The 6083-nt window shown below is 48.0% G+C and carries 4 protein-coding genes; all 4 read left to right on the top strand.

All coding sequences use genetic code 11. From position 1 onward, the window contains the following. Positions 1-2007: hypothetical protein (locus GEI7105_RS38070; protein ID WP_158413286.1), on the top strand; the 2007-nt coding region annotated here is incomplete at its 5' end. Between the two features lie 95 nt (positions 2008-2102). Then, the gene (locus tag GEI7105_RS39180; protein ID WP_192816712.1) at positions 2103-2759 is read left to right on the top strand and encodes a CIS tube protein; all 657 of its coding nucleotides are present in this window, start codon (positions 2103-2105) and stop codon (positions 2757-2759) included. Positions 2760-2941: 182 nt separating this feature from the next. Beyond that, on the top strand, positions 2942-4753 hold the full coding sequence (locus GEI7105_RS0128185) for a VgrG-related protein (RefSeq protein ID WP_017663699.1): 1812 nt from the start codon (positions 2942-2944) through the stop codon (positions 4751-4753). Positions 4754-4881: 128 nt separating this feature from the next. Continuing rightward, a partial coding sequence (locus tag GEI7105_RS0128180) for an RNA-guided endonuclease InsQ/TnpB family protein (RefSeq protein ID WP_017663698.1) occupies positions 4882-6083 on the top strand: 1202 nt, incomplete at its 3' end.

The following is a 6083-nucleotide window of genomic DNA, read 5'->3' as shown; positions in this document are numbered from 1 at the left end:
TTATCTGAAGACTCTCAGGCTGTCTCGGCTGAGAACGCACCAATTCAGCCACAAGTTGATATTCAAGCTGTTAACCCAGAACCTCTGAGCGACAGCGATACCCAACCCACTTCCATCGCGCCTAAGTTAGACTCGTCCCCTCTAACCTCACCTCTAACTCAGCCAGACGCCCCAGTCCAGCACCAACTCGACCTACCCGAAAAGGCTTCCCCCGAGTCGGAAACCGTTCGACGGCAACCCCTCTCGCCGGAAACCTCTGACAACAGCCAAGTTACCTCGGGGTTATCTGAAGACTCTCAGGCTGTCTCCGCCGAGAACGCACCAATTCAGCCACAAAGCGATACAGCTAGCCAGCTAAACCGACCCCAAACTCGACCGGTCGAGAACCCAGCTTTGCAGCCTGCTACCGATCCTGTAGTCAATCCCGAATCATCTCCACAATCTCCTCACCCTCGACAACACTTCTCAGACTCTCCATCCATTGAGGACACACGCCCAACGTTTGAAGAGTCTCATGCGGAAAATCGTTTTGATAACGTACCCCTTCAAGCCTCACCGTTAGAGCCAACAGAAACCGTCGTTGCTCCAGCTTCGGAGACTTCTGCCGAAGTGTTACCAAGCGAGGGACTTGAGGCCGCAGATGCCGATCGCTCTACCATCACTCTGACGCCAGAACCTTCTGGGGAAAGCTCAGAAGTCATGAGTCGGCCGACGATTCAACCTAGCACTGATTCAGTTGCCAAGGAAACCTCCCAGACGCCTCCTTTCCCTTCCCCTCATCCCACCACTCCAACGACTCCAGAAGTTCGCCGTCAAACCGAAACCTCTATACTTCCAACTCCTCCCTCTCCCAGTCCAGAGGTATCGGCGTCTGCGGAGGAAACAGCCGTTCAAACATCTCCGAGTCAAGATTCCTCAAATGTCGAACAAGGGGAGTCGAGGATTATTCCTCATCCCCCCGCCTCCGATCCTCCCAGGGAAACGATTCATCGTTCCCCCGACTCCCCAGAACGTCGAATTTCTAGACTCCCCGAACCGGCAGCCGATCGCGATCGCCCAGCCAACCTAAATATCCAGCAGACTAAAGTGGATGCGGCTCTCGAACCATCTGCCCCCCAAGCATCTGTCGAATTGCCTGAGCCAGGGTTAGAATCGTCTCCCGAAGCTGCGGAGGTGAGTTCGGTCGATCCGATCGCGCAACCACAACCACTTCGTCGCTCCAACAACCCATCAATCCAACTCCAAACGGAAGCGGAGGAACTCCTCGGGGATTCTCAAGATAGCCAGTGGTCGAGTCCCGAACAGCTACCTCAAACCCCTTCTGACGAAACCCGCGATCGCTCTGGAGCTCAACCGCTCGTCCCCAGCTCGAAGTTTAATCTGACGCCTGCGATCGCAACCCACCTCGGTCAAAACATTCCCCAAGTTCAGCCGATGGAAGTGGCGAACGTTCCGGAGCGTTGGTCGAACCTCGAAGAGTTAATCGAGCCGACAACGGCGGTGACAGCTCTAGAAACGCCCGAGAGTTGGGACAACTTGACGCAGCTCGTTGCAGGTAGCGACAATGACTCAAAAGCAGCAGCGAAAAGCGGCTCGCTCAGTTCGGAATCTAAACTGGAGACTCGTCCAGACACCCCAACTCAGAGCGCAACCGCTTCGTCTTTAAGTTCGCCCCTTTCGAGTAGCAGTGCCGAAGTTGGAGCTTCTGAATCTCTAGAGGGCAGTCAACTCGGCGAAATCGCTCAACAAGTCTACATGCAGCTTCGCCGAAAACTCGTGTTAGAACAAGAACGAGAAGGGCGTATCATTCCGAGTAGCTCACCTTGGGCAGACATTAACCATCATCCTTTAATTGTAGGAAGAAAACGTAAAGCAAATCCAGAAGACAATCTGGAGTCCAAGCTTTTAAACCTGCAATTTAGCCGTGCTTTCAATCGTCTCACAACGGAAGTTGACCATCTTATTCGCTTGCGAGTCGAACGGTTGAAAGAGCGAATATTCCCGTAGTTTATTGAATTGGAGAATCGACCGTGCCATCAAATATGTCCCAACTCCAGAAAGCGAGACTGATTCCTAACGACCCAGCTCCGCCCATTGAATTTATGTTCAATCCCACTGAGTTAACTTATGATATGAGTGTTGAGGTGGCGGATAATCCCGGTGCTAGGAGTGAAAATAGCGGTAAATCAAAAACCAGCTTTTCTAACATTAATCCCGTAACACTGACGATTAGTAACATTATTTTCGATACTTACCAAGACGGTACTAGTGTCGTCGATACTTACATCGCGAGTTTAAAAAAAGCAGTTGAATTTGCTCCAGGGACTCAGCGGACGCCGATTTATACATTTGTATGGGGCGATCGCATTTTGTTGCGTCGCTGCTTTCTCGAACAACTGAACTACAAACTCACCATGTTTTTACCCAGTGGTATTCCTGTTCGAGCGAAGATTGATAGCTTAACGCTGAAAGAAGCCGACGAAGGCTCCGCTGTTGTGGGAATGGCGATTGAGGCGATGAATGCGATGAGTAGTGGACGAGCAGTTTCCAATAAACTACGCGAAAAAGATAGTATCGAGTCGCGATCGCTCAACAGTTATAAAGATCGTGTTCTCAATCAACTTGATAATACTTCTGAGACTGTTAACAACTTGGTCGAGGAGCAACTTGGAAATCAATTCAAAAATACCTCCAATCTTCTCGACAATCTTGTCGATCGGGGTTTCGACTATGCAGATAAAAAGCTCAACAGGTTTTAGCTCTTAATTCCTGAAATATTCACAAAAATCTAAGTGCAATGCAACGTTATACAATGAGAGAATCATGAGAGAAGCAAGCAGACTTTGATGACTTGGCTGCGATCGTTACTGGTGCGATCGCATCAGTAATAGCCGATTAAAACTACACCCCTGAATACCCTAATCCTAAAAACTTAAAAGCTATGGCAGGTACTTATCGATCTCTCATCGATCTCAAAATTGGCGGCAGCCCGGCTTCTCCAGAACTGATAGAAGATATCATTCAAGTGACCGTTGAAGAGAGCTTACATATTCCATCGATGTTTGTCATTGCCATCAAAAATGACTATTTTCCAGGTGGGAAAGCCGAACGAGCCTGGAAACATCAAAACATCATGAAAATTGGCGAAGAAGTGCAGATCGGCTTTGTCGCGAGTACCACGGAATCTCCTTCATTTAATCAAGAAGAAAAAGATAGTATTTTCAAAGGAGAGATTTCGGCAATCGAAACACACTTTACCGAGCGATCGCAAGCTCCCATTATCATTCGAGGATACGACACCTCTCACCGACTGCACCGAGGTCGCTGGAACCGCTCGTTCCAAAACGTGACCGATACCGATGTCGTTAAAAAAATCGCCCAAGAAGCAGGAATTGAAATTGGCAAAGTTGAAAATAGCGGCATTCCCCACGAATATTTGTTTCAGCAAAATCAAACCAACATGGAATTTTTGCGAGAAAGAGCTGCACGATTGGGATTTGAGTTGTTTGTCAGTGATGGAAAATTAAATTTTAGAAAACCCAGCAAAGATGAAAGTCTGAAGCTAAAATGGCTCAAAGATATCGACAACTTTAGAGTGCGAGTTTCTAGTTCGGAGCAAGTTAAAGAAGTCGAGGTTCGCGCTTGGGATTATAAAGCTAAAAAAGCCATTGTTTCTAAAGCCAATCAGGCTACAGTGATGACCGAAACCCAGAATGGTGAGGGCAGCCAATACAGCGCCCCATTCAACGGGAAACCAAAAGATCCCACCATGCGCGTCATCGATCGCCCCGTTAGCTGCGCCAAAGAAGCCGAGACAATTGCCCAATCTCTCTTTAACGAACTCGGAGGACAATTTGTTTACGCCGATGCGAGAGCTGAAGGGAATCCAAAACTGCGCCCCGGTCGAGTTGTCGAACTCGAAGAAATGGGAAAACATGACGGTACATACTACATTACCGAAGCCCGCCACACCTATTTCGAGCGTATTTACAAAACTGACTTTAGCGTTCGCGGTTTACGCAACGACAACTTATTAAACACACTCTCGCCTCCGCAACGTCTCCAACCCGGTCAAACTTGTTTGATTGGTATCGTGACCAATAACGCCGATCCCGAAGGCTTACATCGCGTTAAGGTTCAATTTCCCAGTCTCACCGAAGAACACGAAAGTCATTGGGCGCGAGTTGTCTCGATGGGAGCTGGAGCCAAGCGGGGTTTCGATTGGTTGCCCGAAGTAGACGACGAAGTTCTCGTGGCTTTCGAGCATGGTGATATTCATCGTCCTTACGTGATCGGTGGCGTCTGGAACGGTCAAGATGCTCCGCCTGAAAACGTCCAAAGCACAGTTGTCGATGGGAAGGTCAGATTGCGGACTTTAAAAACCACAAGTGGCCACCAAATTCAATTGGTTGAAGAAGATAAAGATTCGAGCAAAAAAGGAATCTATATTCACACAAAAGATAATCGAAAATTGGAGATTAATGATAGTGGTCAAAAAATTACCATAACTACTTCTAAAGGACAAACCATTGAGTTAGATGATAGTTCTGGTAGTGTCAGTATTCAGTCAAACTCTGAAATCGCCTTAAATTCTAAAGCGATTAAACTGATGGTTCCGGGTAGTACCATGGAGCTAGGAGGCTCTGAAGTCAATATTCAATCATCTACAACTGTGAATATTAGCGGTGGAGCAACGGTTAATGTCAAAGGCGGTGTCGTTAATGTTGAAGGAGGTATGATAAAACTAAACTAGAACAGCTTGGCTTATTTATGCCAAGTATTTATCAAAAAATTTGGGTCTAAAACCCCGCCCTTCTAGGGCGGCTTTTGACAATCCTGTTTTTTGTGCTAAAATATTCAGAACAATCAAGCTAAACGACAATGCTTGTTCTCGAGTTCAAAGTCAAAGGTAAACCCCACCAATACGCAGCGATTGACGAAGCGATCCGAACCGCACAGTTCGTTCGCAACAAGGCACTGCGCTATTGGATAGATAACCGAGGTGTTAACAAATACGACCTCAACAAATACTGTCGAGTCCTGGCTCGAGAGTATGGCTTTGCCCGAGAACTCAACAGCACGGCTCGTCAAGCCTCAGCCGAACGCGCTTGGTCGGCAATTTCTCGTTTTTTCGAGAACTGTCGCAAGTCTGTTCCTGGACACAAAGGATATCCCAAGTTCAAGAAAAACAGTCGTTCCGTTGAGTATAAAACTTCAGGTTGGAAGTTACTCGACCCCAAGCATATTGTCTTTACGGATAAGAAAAATATAGGACGACTAAAACTGGTTGGAACTTGGGATTTGGCGTTTTACAGTACAGAACAAATTAAACGGGTTCGACTGGTTCGCAGGGCTGACGGTTACTACGCACAGTTCTGCGTTAGTGTCGAGGTTCGAGAAACACTCGAACCGTCAGGAAATACCGTGGGGTTGGATGTCGGACTCAAAGAGTTCTACACCGATTCAAACGGAGAATGCGAACCGAATCCGAGGTTTTACCGAAACGCTGAGAAAAAGCTGAAACGCGCTCACCGAAGGGTGAGCAAAAAACAGAAAGGCTCTGCCAACCGAAAAAAAGCCGTCAATCGACTCGGACGAGTTCACCTCAAAATAAGTCGGCAACGTGAAGAACACGCCAAGAGACTGGCGCGTTGCGTAATCCGATCTAACGATCTGGTGGCCTACGAAGACGTGAGGATACGGAATCTAGTGAGAAACCACTGTCTCCCCAACACCATTCACTATACGGGTTGGTATCAGTTCAGGAAGTGGTTGGAACAGTTTGGAGAAAAGTTTGGCAGGATAACCGTTGCGGTCGAACCTGCCTATACCAGCCAAGCCTGTTCGAGTTGCGGCACGGTGGTCCAGAAAAGTCTCTCGACTCGAACTCACGTTTGTCAGTGTGGCTGTGAGTTAGATAGAGACCACAACGCAGCCATCAACATCCTGAACGCTGCCTTGAGTACGGTAGGGCATACCGGAACTTTGGTTCGGCTTCGCTCACCGAGCGCAGTCGAGGTGAACGCTTCTGGAGATTTGACCGCTACTTTGGCTGGTGCAAACCTGTCAGAGCAAGTCGGATC

The organism is Baaleninema simplex PCC 7105 (assembly GCF_000332355.1).
Classification (GTDB): domain Bacteria; phylum Cyanobacteriota; class Cyanobacteriia; order Cyanobacteriales; family Geitlerinemataceae; genus Baaleninema; species Baaleninema simplex.
Note: the sequence above shows the minus strand (reverse complement) of the source record. Positions and strands in the feature narration are given on the sequence as shown.

Excerpts from the sequence above, each read along its gene's own strand:
- GEI7105_RS39180 (WP_192816712.1), top strand. The coding sequence starts at position 2,103 with ATGTTCAATCCCACTGAGTTAACTTATGATATGAGTGTTGAGGTGGCG.
- GEI7105_RS0128185 (WP_017663699.1), top strand. The coding sequence starts at position 2,942 with ATGGCAGGTACTTATCGATCTCTCATCGATCTCAAAATTGGCGGCAGC.